17 protein-coding genes are annotated in these 18,302 nt (G+C 66.6%); 5 read left to right on the forward strand and 12 right to left on the reverse strand.

The window, feature by feature from the left end; translation table 11 throughout:
* Positions 1-13: 13 nt before the first annotated feature.
* Both BMY53_RS03040 and BMY53_RS03045 read right to left on the reverse strand, forming a co-directional pair.
* Positions 14-1,216 carry an acyl-CoA dehydrogenase gene (locus tag BMY53_RS03040; RefSeq protein WP_092943435.1) on the reverse strand — a complete coding sequence of 401 codons (1,203 nt, stop codon included), beginning with the start codon at positions 1,214-1,216 and terminating at the stop codon, positions 14-16.
* Between the two features lie 262 nt (positions 1,217-1,478).
* The gene (locus BMY53_RS03045) at positions 1,479-1,907 is read right to left on the reverse strand and encodes an acyl-CoA thioesterase (RefSeq protein ID WP_092943437.1); all 429 of its coding nucleotides are present in this window, start codon (positions 1,905-1,907) and stop codon (positions 1,479-1,481) included.
* 236 nt (positions 1,908-2,143) lie between these two features.
* Between BMY53_RS03045 and kynB the strand changes: the two genes are divergently transcribed.
* The 5 genes from kynB (at position 2,144) to BMY53_RS03070 (ending at position 7,520) form a co-directional block, all read left to right on the forward strand.
* On the forward strand, positions 2,144-2,773 hold the full coding sequence (kynB, locus tag BMY53_RS03050) for an arylformamidase (protein ID WP_092943439.1): 630 nt from the start codon (positions 2,144-2,146) through the stop codon (positions 2,771-2,773).
* 137 nt (positions 2,774-2,910) lie between these two features.
* Positions 2,911-4,209, forward strand: a complete 1,299-nt coding sequence (gene kynU / locus BMY53_RS03055; RefSeq protein ID WP_092943441.1) for a kynureninase — start codon at positions 2,911-2,913, stop codon at positions 4,207-4,209.
* Complete coding sequence (gene kynA / locus BMY53_RS03060; protein WP_092943443.1) at positions 4,206-5,111, forward strand: tryptophan 2,3-dioxygenase; 906 nt, start codon at positions 4,206-4,208, stop codon at positions 5,109-5,111. The genes kynU and kynA overlap by 4 nt, the downstream gene beginning before the upstream one ends.
* A gap of 90 nt (positions 5,112-5,201) precedes the next feature.
* Positions 5,202-7,019 (forward strand): aminopeptidase P family protein, encoded by a 1,818-nt coding sequence (locus BMY53_RS03065; protein ID WP_092943445.1) that lies wholly within the window; start codon positions 5,202-5,204, stop codon positions 7,017-7,019.
* A gap of 243 nt (positions 7,020-7,262) precedes the next feature.
* Positions 7,263-7,520: a hypothetical protein gene (locus tag BMY53_RS03070; RefSeq protein ID WP_092943447.1), complete on the forward strand. Its 258-nt coding sequence runs from the start codon at positions 7,263-7,265 to the stop codon at positions 7,518-7,520.
* A 109-nt stretch (positions 7,521-7,629) separates the two neighbouring features.
* Here the strand turns inward: BMY53_RS03070 and BMY53_RS03075 are convergent, their stop codons facing one another.
* From BMY53_RS03075 to BMY53_RS03120, 10 genes are all read right to left on the reverse strand, one after another.
* Positions 7,630-8,451 (reverse strand): LytR/AlgR family response regulator transcription factor, encoded by an 822-nt coding sequence (locus tag BMY53_RS03075; RefSeq protein WP_092943449.1) that lies wholly within the window; start codon positions 8,449-8,451, stop codon positions 7,630-7,632.
* A 14-nt stretch (positions 8,452-8,465) separates the two neighbouring features.
* A complete protein-coding gene (locus BMY53_RS03080; protein WP_177200689.1) occupies positions 8,466-9,566 on the reverse strand; it encodes a sensor histidine kinase in 1,101 nt (366 codons plus the stop codon).
* A 270-nt stretch (positions 9,567-9,836) separates the two neighbouring features.
* Positions 9,837-10,085 carry a hypothetical protein gene (locus tag BMY53_RS03085; protein WP_092943453.1) on the reverse strand — a complete coding sequence of 83 codons (249 nt, stop codon included), beginning with the start codon at positions 10,083-10,085 and terminating at the stop codon, positions 9,837-9,839.
* A 185-nt stretch (positions 10,086-10,270) separates the two neighbouring features.
* Entirely contained in the window at positions 10,271-10,867 is a 597-nt protein-coding gene (locus BMY53_RS25315; RefSeq protein WP_143073894.1) for a hypothetical protein, read from the reverse strand.
* A gap of 303 nt (positions 10,868-11,170) precedes the next feature.
* A complete protein-coding gene (locus BMY53_RS03095; protein ID WP_255370018.1) occupies positions 11,171-11,779 on the reverse strand; it encodes a YitT family protein in 609 nt (202 codons plus the stop codon).
* Positions 11,780-11,927: 148 nt separating this feature from the next.
* Positions 11,928-13,787, reverse strand: coding sequence for an AI-2E family transporter (locus BMY53_RS03100; RefSeq protein WP_092943459.1), 1,860 nt, complete (start codon positions 13,785-13,787; stop codon positions 11,928-11,930).
* 2 nt (positions 13,788-13,789) lie between these two features.
* The gene (locus tag BMY53_RS03105; protein WP_177200690.1) at positions 13,790-14,254 is read right to left on the reverse strand and encodes a GNAT family N-acetyltransferase; all 465 of its coding nucleotides are present in this window, start codon (positions 14,252-14,254) and stop codon (positions 13,790-13,792) included.
* A gap of 90 nt (positions 14,255-14,344) precedes the next feature.
* Positions 14,345-15,886: a methyl-accepting chemotaxis protein gene (locus tag BMY53_RS26655; protein ID WP_092943461.1), complete on the reverse strand. Its 1,542-nt coding sequence runs from the start codon at positions 15,884-15,886 to the stop codon at positions 14,345-14,347.
* A 137-nt stretch (positions 15,887-16,023) separates the two neighbouring features.
* The gene (locus BMY53_RS03115; protein ID WP_092943463.1) at positions 16,024-17,655 is read right to left on the reverse strand and encodes a GMC family oxidoreductase; all 1,632 of its coding nucleotides are present in this window, start codon (positions 17,653-17,655) and stop codon (positions 16,024-16,026) included.
* Complete coding sequence (locus tag BMY53_RS03120; RefSeq protein WP_092943465.1) at positions 17,652-18,296, reverse strand: sugar dehydrogenase complex small subunit; 645 nt, start codon at positions 18,294-18,296, stop codon at positions 17,652-17,654. The genes BMY53_RS03115 and BMY53_RS03120 overlap by 4 nt, the downstream gene beginning before the upstream one ends.
* Positions 18,297-18,302 lie beyond the last annotated feature (6 nt).

Raw genomic sequence — 18,302 nt, forward strand, 5'->3', positions numbered from 1 at the left:
CCCCGTGGGAGCCTCAGAACGCGGCGATCCCGGTCTGCGCCCGCCCCAGGATCAGTGCATGAATGTCATGCGTCCCTTCATAGGTATTGACCACCTCAAGGTTCACCAGGTGGCGCGCGATGCCGAACTCATCGCTGATGCCATTGCCGCCCAGCATGTCGCGGGCCATGCGGGCAATGTCCAGTGCCTTGCCGCAGCTGTTGCGCTTCATGATGGAGGTGATCTCCACGGCGGCGGTGCCCTCGTCCTTCATGCGGCCCAGGCGCAGGCAGCCTTGCAGGCCCAGCGTGATCTCGGTCTGCATGTCTGCCAGCTTCTTCTGCACCAGTTGGTTGGCGGCCAGCGGCTTGCCGAACTGCTGGCGGTCCAGCACGTATTGCCGCGCGGTGAACCAGCAGTTCTCCGCCGCCCCCATGGCGCCCCAGGCGATGCCATAGCGGGCGCTGTTGAGGCAGGTGAACGGGCCTTTGAGGCCGCGCACATCGGGAAAGGCGTTCTCTTCCGGGCAGAACACCTCGTCCATCACGATCTCGCCGGTGATGGAGGCACGCAGGCCCACCTTGCCGTGGATGGCGGGAGCGCTCAGTCCCTTCCAGCCCTTCTCCAGCACGAAGCCGCGGATCTGGCCGTCGTCGTCCTTGGCCCACACCACGAACACATCGGCGATCGGGCTGTTGGTGATCCACATCTTGCTGCCACTCAACGCGTAGCCGCCATCCACCTTGCGGGCGCGCGTGACCATGGCACCGGGGTCTGAGCCGTGGTTGGGTTCGGTCAGGCCGAAGCAGCCGATCCATTCGCCGCTGGCCAGCTTGGGCAGGTATTTGACGCGGGTGGCCTCGTTCCCGAATTCATGGATGGGGACCATCACCAGCGAACTCTGCACGCTCATCATCGAGCGGTAGCCGCTGTCCACCCGTTCCACTTCGCGCGCGATCAGACCGTAGCAGACGTAGTTCAGGCCTGCGCCGCCGTAGGTCTCGGGGATGGTGGCGCCCAGCAGGCCCAGTTCACCCATTTCCCGGAAGATGGCGGGGTCGGTCTTTTCATGGCGGAAGGCCTCGACCACCCGCGGGGCCAGGCGATCCTGGCAATACGCTTGCGCGGCTTCCCGCACGGCGCGTTCGTCATCCGTGAGTTGCTGGTCCAGCAGCAGTGGATCGTCCCAGTGGAAATGGGCCTTGGGTGCCTTCGAAGTCTTCGCGGTGGAACTCATGCTTGTCTCTCTATGACACGGCGCCTGAGGTGGCGGCCATGCTGCATGGTAGTTCGCCGGAGAACGCCCCTGTGTCACCACCATGCCAACCAGCAGTCCATCCAGCCCTGCAGTCCCCGCCATACGCGCAAGAAGTCCGCCCACGCGGTCCACGTTCCGGGAAAGCAACGGCCCGGTGCCCTTTTCCGCAAGTCAAGGAATGAATGGCCCGCGAAGCGGGACAGAAGGGACATGGAGGAAAAGGGTGCCGGGTCGTTGCTGATCAATCCCCGTTCGCCACCTGCACCGCCCGCACCAACGCCGCCCGCACGTCTTCCGGAAGCGGCTGTGACTGCTGAGTCTCAAGGGACGTGCAGACCAGCACCTGTCCGAATGCCACCCGTGTGCCTTCAGGGCCATCAAAGCTGACCCGCAGCGTGATCGAACGCCGACCGACCCGTTCGATCCACAGCCGTTGGGTCAGCGTGTCGCCCTCGCGGCTGGCGCGCTCGAAGCGTGTCTGCAACTGTACGGAGGGCAGCGATATCCGGCGCGGTTCCAACAGCGAGGCGTAGCGCACACCCAGGCCGTCGTTGAACCAGTCTTCGACAAATGCCTGCAGCAGCTCGAAATATCGTGGAAAGAACACGATGCCCGAGGGGTCGCAATGGCCGAAGCGCACAAGCGTCTCGCGTTCGAACACAGGCTGCATGGGCAAGGTCTCCAGACGTCAGGTGGCCGCGATACCGCACCGGGGGTTCACCCAGCGTAGCGGCCTCGGGGCTTTTTTACCTGACACCAGCCTGGCAGTCCCTCAACGCTGGTGGCCACATTCCCCCACTTGCAGAATCCCATCCCCCTTGTTGGAATTAACCGACACCACGGCCCGAACGCCCACGCTAAGGTGCGCGCCATTGCCCGGTGCACTCACGCCGCCGCGCCCAAGCCATGAGCCAACAGACCCTCTGGGACATCTCGCCCGTCATTGCGCCGGACTCGCCCATCTTCCCCGGCGATGAACCGTATTCCCTGCGCTGGACCGCCCGCCTCTCGCCGGACTGTCCCGTCAACCTGAGCGCCATCACCCTGTCGCCGCATGTCGGTGCCCATGCCGACGCGCCTCTGCACTATGCCGACGGTGCCCCCACCGCCGCCGAGGTGACGCTGGACCCCTACCTCGGTCCGTGCCGCGTCATCCACGCCCTGGGCTGCGGCCCGCTCATCCGCATCGAGCACCTCCAGCACGCCGCGCACCACCTGCCGCCCCGAGTCCTGGTGCGTTGCAACACCCGGGCGGACACCGTCTGGAACCCTGATTTCAGCGCCTACGCACCCGAAACCGTGGAATGGCTCGCTGCTCAGGGCGTTCGCCTGATCGGCCTGGACACCCCGTCTGTTGACCCCGCCACCAGCAAGACCCTGGACAGTCACCAGCGCCTGCTCCGCCTGGACCTGCGGGTGCTGGAGAACCTGGTGCTCGATGATGTTCCCGAAGGCGACTACGAACTGATCGCCCTGCCGCTCAAGTTGGCAGGCGCCTGTGCGTCCCCGGTACGTGCGGTGCTGCGCTCGCTGTAGCCGCACCAGCGCAGCCTCACGCCAGGTTCCCGCCGGGTTCACGCCAGATTCGCACCAAAAACGCGCCAGACACGCGCCTCATCGCCTCTTCGCTCGCCCCGGTTCTCGCCCCCTTCTCGCCCCTTCTTCTCGCCCCCATGACCACACGACAAGACTGCCTGGCACTGGATGCCGCCGACCCGCTCGCGCCGCTGCGACATCAGTTCAGCCTGCCCCCTGGCGTCATCTACCTGGACGGCAATTCCCTGGGCGCCATGCCCGCCGCGACCCCCGCGCGGGTACAGCAGGTGGTCGCGCAGGAGTGGGGCCATGACCTCATCAAGAGCTGGAACAGCGCGGGCTGGATCGACCTCCCCACCCGCATCGGGGACAAGGTCGCCCGCCTGATCGGCGCGGGCGCTGGAGAGGTCGTGGTGGCGGATTCCACCTCGCTCAACCTCTACAAGGTCCTCACGGCAGCCCTGCGAATTGCCAAGGCGGACGCGCCCCAGCGCACGGCCATCGTCTCCGAGCGCAGCAACTTCCCGACCGACCTCTACATTGCCCAAAGCCTGGCCGAGCAGCACGGCATGCGCCTGGTGCTGGTAGACAGTGCCGCAGAAATTCCGACCCTGCTCAATGCCGACCTGGCGGTCCTGATGCTCACCGAGGTCAACTACCGCACCGGTGCGTGGCACGACATGCGCGCCCTCACCCGGGCCGCCCATGAAGCCGGTGCACTCACGGTCTGGGACCTGTGCCACTCCGCCGGGGCCGTGCCGGTGAACCTGACCGGCGCGGACGCGGACTTCGCCATCGGCTGCGGCTACAAATACCTCAATGGCGGCCCTGGCGCGCCTGCCTTCGTGTGGGCGCATCCACGCCATGCAGACCGCTTCTGGCAGCCTTTGTCCGGCTGGCTGGGCCATGCCTCGCCATTTGCGTTCACCACGGACTACCGCCCCGCACCCGGCATCCGCCGCTACGTCAGTGGCACACCCGCCATCATCTCGACGGCCGCACTGGAATGCGGGGTGGACACCTTGCTGGCGGCAGAGCCGCTGGGCGGCATGCAGGCCTTGCGACGCAAGTCCGTAGCGCTGACCGAGCTGTTCGCCGATCTGGCCGAGGCGCGTTGTGGTGCCCTGGGCATCACGTTCGTCTCGCCGCGCGAGGCCGACCGGCGAGGCAGCCAGGTGTGCCTGGCCCTGACGCCGACGCTGGCACACGCCAGCTATGCAGTGGTGCAGGCGCTGATCGAGCGCGGCGTCATCGGGGACTTCCGTGCCGGGGACCCCAGCCGCCTGGACCAGGTGCCGCACATCCTGCGCTTCGGCTTCACCCCCTTGTACGTCGGCTTCACCGACGTCTGGGACGCCATCGAGCATCTGTACGACGTGCTGACGCGGGAAGAATGGCGTGAAGCTCGTTTCAACCAGAAGGCGGCCGTGACATGAGCTGCCCCCACCACCCGCCGACACCCGGGGGCGCTGCGGACGCCACGGGCGCCCCTGGCAGTCCTGGCACCACTGAGCGCATCGTGCAGGAGGAAGGCGCCCAGCTCGATTTCTCGCGCGACATGAGCTATGGCGACTACCTGCATCTCGACCAGGTGCTGAGCGCCCAGCATCCCCTGTCGCCCGACCACAACGAGATGCTCTTCATCATCCAGCACCAGACCTCGGAGCTGTGGATGAAGCTGATGCTGCACGAGCTGCAGGGCGCCGTGGCGCAGGTGGCCGCCGACCATCTGCCCGAGGCCTTCAAGATGCTGGCGCGCGTGTCGCGCATCATGGAGCAACTGGTGCATGCCTGGGACGTCCTGGCCACCATGACACCGCCGGAGTATTCAGCCATCCGGCCCTACCTCTCCAACAGCAGCGGCTTCCAGAGCGCCCAGTACCGCCGCATCGAATTCATGCTCGGCAACAAGAATGCCGCCATGCTCAAGCCCCACGCGCACCGGGCGGACCTGTTGGCCGGCGTGCAGGCAGCGTATGAGGCGCCGTCGCTGTACGACGAGACGCTGCGCCTGATGCAGCGCCGTGGCATCACCGTGCCGGCTTCCCATCTGCAGCGGGACTGGACCCAGCCCTACGCAGCGGACGACGGCGTGAAGGCCGCCTGGCTGCAGGTCTACCGGGACCCCAAGGCCTGGTGGGATCTCTACCAGATGGGCGAAGAGCTGGTGGACCTGGAAGACGCCTTCCGGCTCTGGCGCTTCCGCCATGTGACCACGGTGGAACGGGTGATCGGCTTCAAGCGCGGCACCGGCGGCACGGGCGGCGTGAGTTACCTGCGCAAGATGCTGGACGTGGTGCTCTTCCCTGAACTCTGGGCGCTCCGTACGGAATTGTGAGCGAAGGGTGAAGGCGCCATGCCAAAAGGCATGGTGGCGTATCCCCTCCTACAATTGCCGGTCGTTGTTGCAGCTCACGAGGCTCACCCCATGGATTCCCGCATTTCCCAGATCAAGCTGCGTCTTTCCCGTCTGCGGGATGCCCTGCGCGACGCCGATGCCCACGCCATCCTGGTGCCCTCCGCAGACCCCCATCTGTCGGAGTATTTGCCGGAACGCTGGCAAGGCCGCGAGTGGCTGTCCGGCTTCACCGGCTCCATGGCCACGCTGGTGGTGACGCGCGACGAGGCCGTGCTGTTCGCCGACAGCCGCTACTGGACGCAGGCCGAGCGTGAGCTCGACGGCAGCGGCATCTCGCTGTTCAAGATTCCCACGGGCGCAGCCACCCATCACGTGGGCTGGCTGGCCGAGAAACTTCAGCCGGGCCAGACCCTGGTAGTGGATGGCCAGGTGCTGGGCCTGGCCATGGCGCAGCTCCTGCGCGCCACACTCACGCCCCGCCAGATCAAGATCAACACCGGGCTGGACCTGCTGGAAAAGACCTGGGAAAACCGCCCCGGCCTGCCGGACGCACCGGTGTACGAACACGCCGCGCCCCAGGCCACCGTGAGCCGTGCGGACAAGCTCGCCCAGGTGCGCGAGGCCATGGCCCGCCACGGCGCCTCCCATCACCTGATCTCCAGCGTGGACGACGTGGCCTGGCTGTTCAACCTCCGGGGTTCGGACGTCAGCTACAACCCGGTCTTTGTGGCCCACGCGCTGCTGAGCGCCGACAGCGCCACGCTGTTCGTGCAGCCGGGAAAGATCGACGCCGCGTTGGCAGCCCGCCTGGCGGCCGACGGCGTGTTGGTGAAGCCCTATGCCGAGGCGCGTACCGCCCTGGCGCAACTGCCGGCCACCGCCGTCGTGCTGATCGACCCGCGCCGCGTGACCCTGGGTCTGCGTGAGTCGCTGCCTGCAGCCACCCGCGTGGTGGAGGCCATCAACCCGAGCACGCTCTTCAAGAGCCGCAAGAACGCCGCCGAAGCGCAGTACGTGCGTGAGGCCATGGCGCAGGACGGCGCCGCCATGTGCGCGTTCTACGCGTGGTTCGAAGGCGCCCTGGCCCGAGGCGAGAGCCTGGACGAGTTGAAGGTGGATGAGCGTCTAAGCGCCGAGCGCGCCAAGCGCCCTGGCTTTGTGGGCCTCTCGTTCTCCACCATCGCCGGCTTCAATGCCAACGGTGCCCTGCCCCACTACCGCGCCACGCCCGAGCATTTCTCGGAGATCAAGGGCGACGGCCTGCTGCTGATCGACTCCGGCGGCCAGTACCTGGGCGGCACCACCGACATCACGCGCGTGTGGCCCATCGGCCAGGTGTCGGAGGCCCAGCGCCGCGACTACACGCTGGTGCTCAAAGGCACCATCGCCCTCTCCCGCACGGTGTTCCCGCGCGGCACGCTGAGCCCCATGCTGGACGCCATCGCGCGCGCGCCGCTGTGGGCCCACGGCCTGGACTATGGTCACGGTACCGGCCACGGTGTCGGTTACTTCATGAACGTGCATGAAGGTCCGCAAAGCATCTCCAAGGCCGTACCGGACGCCAACATGGCCATGGAACCCGGCATGATCACCTCCATCGAACCCGGCCTTTACCGGCCGAATCAATGGGGTGTGCGCATCGAAAACCTGGTGTTGAACGTCCAGCTGGACACGCCGGAAAACGGCCAGTTCGGCGACATGTTGGCCTTCGAGACGCTGACACTGTGCCCGATCGACACGCGTTGCATCACGGTGGCGCTGCTGTCGGACGAGGAACTGGGGTGGCTGAACCGTTATCACGCGGACGTTCGCAGCCGCCTGACCCCACTGGTGCAGGGCGAGGCGCTGGCCTGGCTCAACGCGCGGACCGAACCGCTGGCGCGCTGAGCCGGCACGGGGCGCCGGTGCACACCGGCCTTCCCCGCCGTTGGCACTTTTCTCCCGACAAAAGCGTGGCTTGTGCCACGCTTTTTTGTTGCCTGGCAGCTGGAAGGCTGCGCGCACGCCCACTAGACTGAAATCGAGAGCTTCAGACGACGCCGCACCGGGCTTTCATCAGACCGACGTGATGGAAGATGTGTCGCGTGTTGCCATGGGCCGAGCACCGATCAATGATCCGAGGAGACAACCATGGACATCAGACTCTGGGACTCGTATCAGCAGTGGAGCGCACGCCGAACCCATCATCGGCAGGGCCTGCACGAATTCCCTGACGGCGCCCTGCATATCTCGCTGCTGCTCGCGGTGGTGGCGGTTGCCGTCCTGGCCGCGGTGGAACTGGCCAGCGTCGGCGCGGCCGCCTGGCGGCTGGAGACCGTGGTGATTCACGGCAAATCGCAGCAACTGCCCCTGCCCAGCCAGCCGATGCCGCTTCAGCCTGCGCGCTGACAGCTGGCGGCCCCATGCGGTCGCACCGATGCTGGCGCACTGCTCCCGGCGCACGGCCCCACCGGGCCGCCACGGGCGCATTGGCCGGGCGCTGCCATGACATCTGCCATCACATCTGCCGGAACAGGTGCAGGTAGCTGCGGCTGACCGGCAGCACCTCGGGGCGGGCCTTCAAATGGAGGTCCGCCGTTTCGTTGGGTCCGCGGGTGACGTGGCTGATCGCATGCAGGTTCACCACCACCGACCGGTGAACCTGCACGAAGCGCTGGGGGTCCAGCCGTTCGATCAGCTCACGGATGGGTGTGCGGATCAGCGCTTCGCCGTCCATCGTGGCCACCAGCGTGTATTTCTCATCGGAGCGCAGGAACAAGATCTCGTCGACCGGGATCAGCTTGAGCGTGCTGCCCACCGATGCCCGTATCCATTGCAGCGGGCCGGTGTCAGAGGCGAGGCCCCCCGCCTCCTGCGCAGCCGCCGGCGGTACGACCGGGCGCGCCATGCGGCGTGCGAGTTCCTCGATCACGGCCTCCAGGGCCACCGGCGCGGCCGCCGGTGAGGCGACAGACAGCCGGGCCTTCAGACGCTCCACGGTCTCGGCCAGGCGAAGGTCTTCCAGCGGCTTGACCAGATAGTCGATGGCACCGCGATCAAAGGCCTGCAGCGCATAGTCCTGATAGGCCGTCACAAACACGATATGGGCCTGTCGCGCAATCTGGCGGGCCGCATCCATGCCGTTGAGACCCGGCATGTGCACATCCAGGAAAACGATGTCCGGACGGTGCTGTTCGAACAACTCCACCGCCTCACGCCCATTGCGCGCCTGCGCCACCACGGTCAACGCGGGCCAGACATCCGCAAGGCTGCGTTGCAGGCAATCCCGCAGCAGCGGCTCGTCATCGGCAATCAGGGCGGTCGGGGCGGCAGCACTCATGGTGGTTGTCTTGTTCAATGCGGTGTGAACCGGATGTCTGCCCTCAGGCCATGAGGCTGATTCTCGGTGAGCGTCAGCCCCGCCGAGAGCCCATAGAACAAGGTCAGGCGCTCACGCAGGTTGCGCAAGCCGGTGCCGGCCCCCATGTCCTGCGTCATGCCCACGCCGGTGTCGCTGACCCACAGCCGGACCTGGCCGTCGAGCAGTTCGCCGCCCACGTCGATGCGGCCGCCATCCTCCCCGGGATCGATGCCATGGCGCACCGCGTTCTCCACCAGGGTCAACAACGCCATGGGCGGAAAACGCAGGCCGCTCAGCGCCGGCGACAGATCCACGCTGTAGCTCAACCGGTCGGGCATGCGCAGATGCATCAGCTCCAGATAGGCCTGCACCAGCGAGACTTCGTCCGCCAGCGTGGTGCTCTCCCCCTGCAGCCGCGGCATGGCGGCGCGCAGGTAGGCGATCAGGCTGCGCAGCACGGGAGCGGCCTGGGGGGACCCCGTTTCCACCAGCGCGCGGACATTGGCCAGCGTGTTGAACAGGAAGTGCGGTTCCACCTGGGCCTGTAGCAGCCGCAGCCGGGCATCCAGTGCCTGGCGTTCCAGCTCGCTTCGCTCCAGTTCGAAACTCAGGGCCTGGTTGCGCGCCTCCGCATCGCGCTGGCGATACAGCGCCCCCATGGCCAGCAAGGGCCCGACGACCAGACCGGAGCCGGCAATCCACATGAAACCCATCATCCGGGCTTCCGACTGCACCAGGCTGGCCAGGTCCCCGCCCACCGCCACCAGATACACCACCAGCGTGGCCACGGGCACGGCAGCAGCCACCACCACCACCTGGAACAGCCAGCGTGCCCACCAGCGCGGCAGGCGCCGCGGCCACTGACCAGCTGCGGAAAATGCCAACAGCGCCAGCATGCCCACGAACATGGTGCGCCCCAGGAGCACCGGGAAAGGGGTGATGAAGATGGGGTCGAGCACCAAGGCCGCCACGGTGGCCAGCGCCAGCGCCAGCAGCACCCGCTGTGGTGTCAGGTACGAGACAAAGCCCTGCCAGGGCTGCGCAACCGCGCGGGCAATGGGCGTTGGTGGGGACGCGTGGGGCGAAGAGGACATGCCCGCACGATAACGGCGGGGCGGCGGCCCACCAAGGGTGGGTGCGCGGTCAGGCGACGAAAGACGGTCTGGGCCGCTTGAGCGACGTGCGGCTACGCGGCAATCGCACGGGGGCATGGCTGTCTGGGGAGCACTGCGGCAGACGGGGTTTGGCGCCGGGGCGGTCTCCCGCCGCGCCACGGGGCCGGGCGGTGCCGACCAGGCGGGTTTGGCCGATGGCGTAGATCGTCCGCCGAATGCGTGGCGCCGAGGTGCTGCACATGGCGGACCTCAGGCTCGCATGCCGATGCTGCACATGACGGCTTCCTTGCCGGCATTGATGGCAAACCGCAGCGCCTCGGCCGGGGTGGCCCAGCCATAACCACCCGCCAGGTTTTCATCCCGGTAGGCCTCGCGCTTGTCCGGGGCCCGGTCCTGGCGCATGACCACTACGGCCGCCACGTAACCGAACTGGCGTGGGCGCTCGATGGCGCCGGCATAGATGCGGTAGTCCCCCGTATCGACTTCAGCGAAATGCATGTCCGTCTCCTGCGCGGCCTGGCGACCACGATGGCGAGACTGTGCGCGTGAAGCGGAGGATGGGCTACCCACCTGAGGTGGGCCCTCCAAAGGGGGTGATGCGGGGGGGTGGGCTGGGGGTGGACGGCGGACAGTGCAGACGAACTGTCGCCCATTCAGAAACGCGGCGACACAGGGCGGGCAGCTCAGTCGTCGCCGCCCTGGGCAACGGCGGCGTATTCGCGCAATTCCTGGTTCACCCGGGCCGGCACCGGCGGCGCGGCCGGGCGTTCCATGCCTTCAGGGAACTGTTCCAGGTCATACGCCTGCTGTTCTGCCGCCGAGATCACACCGTCTTCATTGCCATCAGCGGGGGCGTAGATCAGGTTGGGCACCAGGGAGAGCGTGCTTTCGCTGGTCTCGGCCGCAGTCGTATCAGTCGCATCAGCCGGTGCTGTCGATGCGGTGCTGGCCGCAGACCCGACCGAGCCGGCAGCAGCAGGTGCGGCGGCCGATGGGGTAGCAGGCGCGGCCGCAGCGCGAACGGCAGCAGCAGCCGGTTGAGATGCTTGCGTCGCCTGGGCGGCCTGGGCAGGCTGCGCCGTCTGAGTGGCCAAAGCGCTTGGAGAAGCAGCAGCAGACGTGGAAGCGCGCGCGGCCAGCGAGGTGCCGGCGGCGGACAGGGTGACCACTGCGGACGCTTCAGGCGCGTCCGAGGGACTGACGGACTCCTGCTCGCGGCTGCGTAGCGGCGCAGCGCTTGAAGCGGAGCTGGTCGCGGTGGTTGCGAGAGCAGAGATCATGATGAGCCTCCACGAAGGATTCCGCGGAAACGGTCAGCGGATACCGAGCGGGAAAACCTCCCCCGCCTACGTGCCTTTACGGGCATGTTCGGTTTTTCGGCACCAGTGGCCTGGACTTTAGGGCGATTTTTAAAACAAACCAATTTTTTTGCGGTCCGGCCGATCAGCTCGGGATGGAGCCGGATTCAGACGCCAAAAACAAAGGGTTTACCCTTAATTTCAACCGTCGTGGATGCATACGGCCGGCGCTCAGCACCGCTCTCGCAACGCGGCGATCTCAACACCGCAGTCACTCCACCGCCGTCACAGGACGGCGTAACGCCCCGGCTTGTGGTTCACCGCAATAAACAGGTTCATGACCACGGCCGCCAATACGGAGTACGCCACCCGGTCCGGTGAAATGACGGTCAGGGCCAGCAGCACAATGGCGCAATCCATCACCATCTGCACCTTGCCTGCCCGCCAGCCCTTCGCCTTTTGCAGATAGAGCGACACGATGGTGGCGCCACCCAGGCTGGCGCGGTGCCGGGCCAGGAACAGGCAGCCCGACCCCAGCAGCAGCCCGCCCAGCACTGCCGCGTAGGCGGGATGCAGGCGATCGATGGCAAACAGCCGAGGCGAAAACTCCGTCAGCAGCGACAGGATCGCAATGGAGATGAAGGTCTTGAGGGTGAATTCCCGGCCCATTCGTGTCCAGGCGAACCAGTAGAACGGCAGATTGATCACGAAGAACAGTTTGCCCAGGCTGATGCCTGTGGCGTAGTGCAGCACAAAGGCCGCGCCAGCGGTGCCGCCCGTGAGCAGCCCGACCTGGGCAAACAGGATCAGCGCGAGCGACACGAACAGCGTGCCGGTAAAGATCGCCTGCGCATCCTCAAACGTGGAGTGGGAGCGGATGGTCAGGTCGCCCATCGTCGCCAGCGCCGGGGTGGTGGCGGTGGCGTCATGGGGGGTGGGTAGGGGTAGGTCACTCATCCCGTAGACGAAGCAGAAAACGTGCCCGGGAGTATCGCGCTTGCGGCGCGCTTCAAGTCCCGTGCAAGCTCCGTTCAGGGCCCCTTCAAGCTTTCTGCACCAGCGCCATCACCTCTTCGAAGGAGTAGGCCGTGTGATGTGGCCGCTCATTGGCGATCGGGTTGTGGGTTGCTTGTCCAGCGGGCATCACCATTACGACATGCGCTGCCGGCAACTCCGACAGGCATTGGTTGAGCAGCACGCTGTCCTGCGCCAATTGTTCGTCCACGGCCGCGCCCACGACAAACACGGTTCCGATCGCTTCGAGCTTCGCTTCGTCCGGCGGTCCGGTCAGTTCCTGTGCGGTGACATGACGAGCGTCGAAGCGGCCATCACGCAGCACCCGCACCAGGATTTCGGCCATCAGGTGGGCGCCTCGGCCCCCCATGCTCACGCACAGCATGACCGAACCGGCGGGCACATCCATCGCGCCCTGCCAGCGGCCTTCGGTGTTGAGACGGTCCTGCCGCATGCGCAGGCCCAGGTCGCTGCCGTCCAGCACGGCGCCAGCCCGTCGCCGGGCATGCGGGGCGTGGGTGAGCGCCGCAAACACCTGCAGGATGACCTGCTGCGCGGCCAGACGCTGTTCGGGGCTGATGAGGTTCTGCTCCATGTCCTGCCGCGCCAGGTCCAGCGCCGGCATCACCACCTTGTCGCAGTAGGTGGCCAGCGTCCGGCGTTTCAGGAAGGCACGCGCGTTGGCCACGATCTCCACGGCGTCGCCGCTGAGACTGCGCTGGTAGAACCGTTGCGAGAGGTCCAGCGCCGGGGCATCGCCCAGGAGCACGTCCAGGAAGGACAACGCCGCCACATGCCGGCCCGCCACCACCAGGCACAGGGTCAGCGGCGTGGACAGCAGCAGCCCGACCGGCCCCCACAACGCACTCCAGAAGATGGCGGAGACCACTACCGAGAACGGCGACAGGCCGGTGGCGTGGCCGTACAGCTGGGGCTCGATCACGTGCGCCACCACCACCTCCACTGCCAGGAAGATCAGCAGCGTCGACCACATCAGGTCCCAGCCGGGCGCCATGGCGGCGGACATCACCCCGGCGCACACCGCAGCGGCCGGGAAGCCCACATAGGGGATGAAGCGCAGCAGGCCGGCCAGCACCGCCCAGATCATGGCGTGCGGCACACCCATGGCAAACAGCAGCAGGCCAATCACCAGGCCCACGCCCACATTCACCAGGAACTGCGAGACGAAATAGCGCGACAGCCGCTGCCCCGCGTCATTGAAGGCGCTGGTGGCCGCGCGCACATCACGCCCGCCCACCAGCCGGATCATCCGGTCCCGCAGGGCGTCCTGCTCCAGCAGAGCAAACACCAGCACCAGCACCACGATGCCCACCACGCCTACCGGGCCCCAGACGGCGGCCAGGAACTGGCGTATGAGAGTGGCGCTGCTCTCCGCTTGGCGCTCGGTGGGCCGGTCGGCGGACCGGTCCGCAGGCTCATCCGCTGCTGCATTGGCATCCGCATTTGGCCCTGCACGGCCCCCGGACGGCACCGCCATGTCCCCGATCATCCGCCCTGCCCGCCCCTGGGCTTCGTGCAGCTGATCCAGGGTCAGCATCCGCAGCTGGGCTACCTTGGCGCGCACATTGGCCTCGTAGGCCGGCAGTTCGCGCGACATGGCGCCGAGTTGCACCAGGATGACCATCGCGATGCCGCTCACCACCAGCCCGGCCAGTGTCAGCGTTCCGATGGCGGCCGTGGTCTGGTTCAGGCCCAGGCTGCGGAGCTTGCGCACCACCGGCGCCATCAAAAAGCTCAACATGCCGGCCAGCGTGATGGGTTCCAGCACGTCGCGGCCCAGGTACAGCACGGCCAGCACTCCCAGCCCGACCAGCAGTTTCACGGCCAGCGGCGTCGCTGCCGTCGGCTTAGAAGTCGCGTTGTGCATGATCAGGCGACCTTCTTGGCCATGAAGACGCTGTTCGGGTCTTCTGCGTAGTCGCCAAACGGGCCGCACCGCTGGTAGCCCATGCGCTCATACAGGCCGATCGCTTCGGGCTGAAGATATCCCGTCTCCAGCGTGAACTGCCGGGCGCCGCGTGCCCGAGCCTGCGTTTCCAGCACCTCCAGCAAGGACCGGGCAATGCCCTGGCCCCGATGGGAGGGCTTGGTATACATGCGCTTGAGCTCGGCAAACGCCGGCCCGACGACGATGGCGCCGCAGCCGACGGCCGCGCCCTCAGCATCCCGCGCCACGGCAAACACCACGTTGGGCTGCGAGAGCGCCGTCATGTCGATCCCGTGGTGGCTCTCCGCCGGGTACAGGGGCACCTGATACGCGTCCAGCGCTTCGATGAGCGCGAGAACGTCAGGCTGATGGGCGGGTTCGATGGCGATGGAGATGGCGGTGGACATGCGGCATGGGGCCATAAAGACGGCCGGCGGGGATCAGGGATTTTCCGTGCCGCGAGTCTAAGGGAACCGCCGGCCTGGCCGCGCGCGTGCTCAGGCCACGCGGAACACCGACACCACTTCCGACAGCCGCTGCGCCTGTTCCTGCAGCGACGTGGAAGCCGCGCTCGACTCTTCCACCAGCGCCGCGTTCTGCTGCGTCATCTGGTCCAACTGGGCCACGGCCTGGTTGACCTGATGGATGCCATCACGCTGCTCGTTGGAGGCCGAGGCGATCTCGCCCATCAGGTCCGTCACCCGACGCACGCTGGTGACGATTTCTTCCATGCTCTGGCCCGCCTGGGCCACGTCATCGGTCCCGGCCTCCACCGTTTCCACTGACCTGGCAATCAGGCCCTTGATCTCACGGGCCGCCTCGGCACTGCGCTGCGCCAGCGCGCGCACTTCGGAAGCCACCACGGCAAAGCCCTTGCCATGCTCACCCGCGCGGGCCGCTTCCACAGCCGCATTCAGCGCCAGGATGTTGGTCTGGAAAGCGATCCCGTCGATGGCACCGATGATGTCGGCAATACGGCGCGAAGCCTCACTGATGCTCGCCATGCGCTGCACCACCTGCCCCACCACCTCACCACCCCGGGTGGCCGCCGCTGCGGCATGGGTGGCCAGCTGGTTGGCCTGGCGCGCGGTGTCGGCGGATTGGGCCACCGTGCCGGTGAGCTCTTCCATGCTGGAGGCGGTCTGCTCCAGGTTGGAAGCGGTCTGCTCGGTCCGGGCGGACAGGTCCAGGTTGCCTGAGGAGATCTGCGACGAAGCGGTCGATACGGCGTCCACGCCATGGCGCACCTCCCCCACCACCTGCCGCAGTTGCCCCACCATGCGTGAGAGCGCTCCTTGCAGTTGGGCCACTTCGTCATGGCCGCGGGCCGCCAGCGTACCGCGCAGGTCCCCCTGCGCCACCGCTTCGGCCAGCTTCACCGAGGCCGCCAGGCGACCCACGATGGCGCGCGTGATGGCCACGGCCATCACCAGGCTCAGCACCATGGCGGCCAGCGTCAGGCCGCCGATGACCCACCGGCTGCGCGCAGCAATGTCCACGCTCTGCTGGTTGGCGGCTTCGCTGCCGTCGCTTTCCAGCTGGATCATGCGCTCGATGCCCTTGAGCACCACGTCGTAGCCCGCCTGCCCGTCCTTGATCGCCTGCATGGAACCCGCGTGGTCATTGCGCCGGTTGACTTCCACCACCTTGTCACTCAACACGGTGTAGGCCTGCCAGCTGTTGCGGATCTGGCGGACGGTGTCGAGTTCCTCCGGCGTGCTGGAGAGCTTTTCTTCGTCCTGGATGCTCTTGAGCACATCGGCGCGCACATCCAGCAGGCCCTTCTCGTTCTGACCCCGGTCCGCATCGGTGGAGAGCAGCAGGCGATATTCCTTCATCCGGTGGCGGATGAACTGATAACGAATGACCTGCGCTGCCGACAGCGACGGCATCCAGTTGCTACCGACCGCCGTGGCCGCGTCGCTCACACGCGAGAGTTGAAACAGGCCCGTACCGCCCATCACCGCCGTGAGCAGCACCACGCTCATGAACGCCAACCCGAGCTTGGCACCCACGCTCAATCGGTCCAACCAGTTCATCGCTACTTCCCTCTTGATCGTTGAAAAATTGTTGTGCGCATGGCGCCTCCCGGCACCATGAAAATGGCCCCGGCAACACTAGGCCGCCGAGGCCGCAGACGTCCACACGGATGGCGCTCAGCCACCCGCAGCCGGCATCAGATTTCCTTCAGCAGCGTCTCGGCAATGCGCAGGCTCAACGCCGCACCCGTCAGCGTCGGGTTCATGCACGAGGCCGAAGGCATCACACCAGTGCCAGCGATGAAGAAGTTCGGATGGTCGTGGGTGCGGCAGTCACGGTCCACCACCGAATCCTTCGGGTCGTCGCCCATGATGGTCGTGCCCATGATGTGCTGGCGATCCTGATGGCCGGTGTCCATCTTGAGAATGTCGGCGTTCATCAGCTTGGCCATCTTCTGCAGGTCCTTGACCGCGAAGTCACGGCCTGCATTCCAGTAGTCGTTGACGCTGTAGTAGATCTCCGGCACCGGGATGCCCAGCGCGTCCTTGTGCGTCTTGCTGGGCACGATGCGGTTTTGCGGCTGGGCTTCGGTCTCGAAGTCCACCGCCACGTTCAGCGAACGGGCGGACTGGCGACGAATCTCCTCGTCCAGCTTCGATCCCATCACGCCCTTGGCCAGCAGGCCTGCGGCGATCTGCTGCGTCGGCACGGTGTTGCGGAACTTGGTCTTGTAACTGGGGATGTCCTTGCGGAATGCGCCATCGCGGTAGTTCAGGTAGACCAGCAGCTCGGTCGGCCCCTGGCCCGGCCACACATCCTCATTCATCATGATGTTCATGCTGATGCCGGTGTGGCCCATCAGGTTGCGGCCCACTTGGTCGGAGGAGTTGGCGATGCCGTTCGGATACTTCTCCGAGGTCGACATCAGCAGCAGCTTGGGGCCTTCGATCGCGTACGCGGCCAGCACGAAGTGGCGTGCTGTCAGCGCCACGCTGGTGCCGTCGGGTTTCTTGTAATGCACCCGCGTGATCTTGCCGTCGTCACCCGCCTCGATGCGGTAGACCACCGCGTTCTCCAGCAGCTTGGCGCCGGCACGTTCGGCCTCATCGATGTGCATCGAGCCGTCGTACTTCGCACCGATCGGGCAGACCGGATTGCAGTTGTTGTTGCCGGCACAGACCGGCCGGTTGCCGTAGGGGCGCGAGGCGCGGCCGTGCGGCTCGATGACCGGGTTGTAGCCGCCCGGCTTGAGCATGTCGGCCACCCGCTTCATGAAGTAGGGCTCGTTGAGCGGCTTCATCGGGAAAGGCTTGGAGCGCGGCGGGCTGGCCTCACCACCGTGGCCGCTTTCGTCCTGGCCGTCCTGGCCGGACACGCCCAGTTCCTCTTCCGCCTGGCAGTAGTAGGGCTCCAGATCGTCATAGCCGATCGGCCAGTCGCGGCCCCGGCCATACAGGCTCTTGAGCTTGAAGTCGTTCGGGATCATGCGCCACAGCGCCGAGCCGAAGTGCCAGGTGGTCCCGCCCACCACACGCAGGTACTTGGTCGGATAGGCCACCGGACCGGTCTGGCGCAGGTAAGGCCCGTAGGTGGACGGGATGTGTGGCGGATTCGGGAATGGCGAGCCCGCGCCCTGAAGCTTCATGTTGGCCAGCGAGAGCTTGACCGGCGCGTTGCGGAAGGTTTCCACCACGTCGGCGCGGCGCACGCGCGGCCCGGCTTCAAGAATGATGACGGACTTGCCCGCCTTGGCGATGCGGCTGGCGATCAGGCCGCCCATCACCCCGGACCCGATGACGATCAGGTCGGCGTCGTACTGTTGGCTCATGACTTGTGTTCAGTGTTGGGGGCGTGGGCGGGCGTCGTAGCTGGCGTCGTAGCGGGCTTCGTAGCTGGCGTGGTGGCCGGCGTGGTCGCGGCGGTGGACTGGGAGGGCTGTTCGCCCCAGGAGTCCGGACCGGCGCCGTAGGTCGGGATGACCAGCATGTCCTGGGTGGGCCGGTACATCAGCGCGTTGGCGTAGCTGATGAGTTCGGCGTCAGCGTCCTGGCCGACGATGCCCAGGTACCAGGCGGAGACGATGCGCGACATCAGCGCACGCAACGGATCCTGGAGCTCCGGCGCCGCCAGCAGCGCGTCCACATGGGCCGGCTTGCCCGTGTTGATCAGGCCCAGCAGGGCCTGGGCACTGGTGGTGAACTGCGGGTCGCGCTTTTGCAGTGCCGCCTGATAACGGCTGGCCAGTGCCGGATTCAGCGGCTGGCCCCCCGTCAGAAAAATCGACAGGCTCAGGAAGTCCGCCGCGGACAGGGCCGCGCCGCCCGCGGCCGCTGCGGTGGCGGCCACACCGCTCTGGCCGGCCAGCAGGCCGACGCCCCCGAGGGCCAGCGCCGCACCGGTCAGCGTCACGCCTTCCAGCAAGTTGCGGCGGGAAAGCTTGAGGCCCTGGTTGTCTTGTTCGTTCGTCATCGCAAC

The organism is Roseateles sp. YR242, from assembly GCF_900109745.1.
Classification (GTDB): Bacteria; Pseudomonadota; Gammaproteobacteria; order Burkholderiales; family Burkholderiaceae_C; genus Roseateles.

Excerpts from the sequence above, each read along its gene's own strand:
- BMY53_RS03040 (WP_092943435.1), bottom strand. The coding sequence starts at position 1,216 with ATGAGTTCCACCGCGAAGACTTCGAAGGCACCCAAGGCCCATTTCCAC.
- BMY53_RS03045 (WP_092943437.1), bottom strand. The coding sequence starts at position 1,907 with ATGCAGCCTGTGTTCGAACGCGAGACGCTTGTGCGCTTCGGCCATTGC.
- kynB (WP_092943439.1), top strand. The coding sequence starts at position 2,144 with ATGAGCCAACAGACCCTCTGGGACATCTCGCCCGTCATTGCGCCGGAC.
- kynU (WP_092943441.1), top strand. The coding sequence starts at position 2,911 with ATGACCACACGACAAGACTGCCTGGCACTGGATGCCGCCGACCCGCTC.
- kynA (WP_092943443.1), top strand. The coding sequence starts at position 4,206 with ATGAGCTGCCCCCACCACCCGCCGACACCCGGGGGCGCTGCGGACGCC.
- BMY53_RS03065 (WP_092943445.1), top strand. The coding sequence starts at position 5,202 with ATGGATTCCCGCATTTCCCAGATCAAGCTGCGTCTTTCCCGTCTGCGG.
- BMY53_RS03070 (WP_092943447.1), top strand. The coding sequence starts at position 7,263 with ATGGACATCAGACTCTGGGACTCGTATCAGCAGTGGAGCGCACGCCGA.
- BMY53_RS03075 (WP_092943449.1), bottom strand. The coding sequence starts at position 8,451 with ATGAGTGCTGCCGCCCCGACCGCCCTGATTGCCGATGACGAGCCGCTG.
- BMY53_RS03080 (WP_177200689.1), bottom strand. The coding sequence starts at position 9,566 with ATGTCCTCTTCGCCCCACGCGTCCCCACCAACGCCCATTGCCCGCGCG.
- BMY53_RS03085 (WP_092943453.1), bottom strand. The coding sequence starts at position 10,085 with ATGCATTTCGCTGAAGTCGATACGGGGGACTACCGCATCTATGCCGGC.
- BMY53_RS25315 (WP_143073894.1), bottom strand. The coding sequence starts at position 10,867 with ATGATCTCTGCTCTCGCAACCACCGCGACCAGCTCCGCTTCAAGCGCT.
- BMY53_RS03095 (WP_255370018.1), bottom strand. The coding sequence starts at position 11,779 with ATGGGCGACCTGACCATCCGCTCCCACTCCACGTTTGAGGATGCGCAG.
- BMY53_RS03100 (WP_092943459.1), bottom strand. The coding sequence starts at position 13,787 with ATGCACAACGCGACTTCTAAGCCGACGGCAGCGACGCCGCTGGCCGTG.
- BMY53_RS03105 (WP_177200690.1), bottom strand. The coding sequence starts at position 14,254 with ATGTCCACCGCCATCTCCATCGCCATCGAACCCGCCCATCAGCCTGAC.
- BMY53_RS26655 (WP_092943461.1), bottom strand. The coding sequence starts at position 15,886 with ATGAACTGGTTGGACCGATTGAGCGTGGGTGCCAAGCTCGGGTTGGCG.
- BMY53_RS03115 (WP_092943463.1), bottom strand. The coding sequence starts at position 17,655 with ATGAGCCAACAGTACGACGCCGACCTGATCGTCATCGGGTCCGGGGTG.
- BMY53_RS03120 (WP_092943465.1), bottom strand. The coding sequence starts at position 18,296 with ATGACGAACGAACAAGACAACCAGGGCCTCAAGCTTTCCCGCCGCAAC.